Annotated in this window: 2 protein-coding genes; both read right to left on the bottom strand. The window is 57.8% G+C overall.

Annotated elements, in window-relative coordinates; genetic code table 11:
* Positions 1 to 530 (bottom strand): cytochrome d ubiquinol oxidase subunit II (cydB, locus tag AB4Z51_RS44985; protein WP_441499776.1); only part of this gene is annotated, 530 nt, incomplete at its 3' end.
* Positions 531 to 533: 3 nt separating this feature from the next.
* On the bottom strand, positions 534 to 1,022 hold a 489-nt coding region (locus tag AB4Z51_RS44980; protein ID WP_441499775.1), incomplete at its 5' end, for a cytochrome ubiquinol oxidase subunit I.

The raw sequence follows: 1,022 nt of genomic DNA, 5'->3' as shown, positions 1-1,022 counted from the left end.
GTACATCCCAGCAGCGCGTATGCCACCAAAAGACCAAGCCCGGTGAACAGACTGAAAGGACGAAGCCAATCAAAAGGTCCGCCGTCGAAAACGCTGCGGGAGACTTCGAACCCGTCGATGAAACTCCCTAGAGCTACGCCTTGGCAGAAGGTCGCGATGTAGGATCCCCACGCAAACGCCTTATCCCAGAAAGGCCGGTGCGCCTCATCCGCCTTGAATCGGAATTCGAACGCGACCCCGCGCCAGATCAGTCCCGCCAGCATCACGATCAGCGGCAGATAGAGCGCTGTGAGGATGATCGAGTATGCCAAAGGAAACGCGGCAAGTAGCCCCGCAGCTCCGAGGACGAGCCACGTTTCGTTTCCGTCCCAAACGGGGGCGACAGTGTTGACCATCGTATCGCGATCGGTTCGGTTCGAAACGAAGGGGAAAAGAATGCCAATGCCGAGATCAAAGCCGTCCATGATCACATACATCATCAACCCGAAGCCGATGATGATGGCCCAGATCAGTGGAAGATCGATACCCATCGTCTAACCCTCCCTTTCTTCAGCATAAGGAGTAGGATCAACTTCGTCAGGCGCTGCGGAGAGCGGACGCGCGGGGCGCAAGTTCTGGTCTTCGTCGGCGTGCACGCTATCGGGCGCGGTGCGATCAGCCTGGGGCCCTCTTGCGACCAGCTTCAGCATATAACTGACGCCGATTCCGAATACGATGGTGTACATGACGATGAAGAGGATCAGAGTTGTCGAAAGAGCCAGCGCAGAATGGTTCGACACTGCATTCTCAGTCCGCATGACGCCATAAACTACCCAGGGCTGACGACCGATTTCTGTCGTGAACCAGCCCGCCAGGATTGCGATCAGGCCGGCCGGCCCCATCGCGACGGCGAAACGAAGCAGGGGCTTGGAGAGATAGAGACGATTGCGCCACCGTGCCCACGCCGCCCATAGCCCCAGCAAAAGCAACAGCATGCCAAGACCGACCATGACCCGAAAGCTCCAGAACACGATCGTCGAGTT

Source organism: Bradyrhizobium sp. 2TAF36 (assembly GCF_052114925.1).
GTDB classification, from domain to species: Bacteria; Pseudomonadota; Alphaproteobacteria; order Rhizobiales; family Xanthobacteraceae; genus Bradyrhizobium; species Bradyrhizobium barranii.
This window is presented reverse-complemented; position numbering and strand designations above follow the sequence as displayed.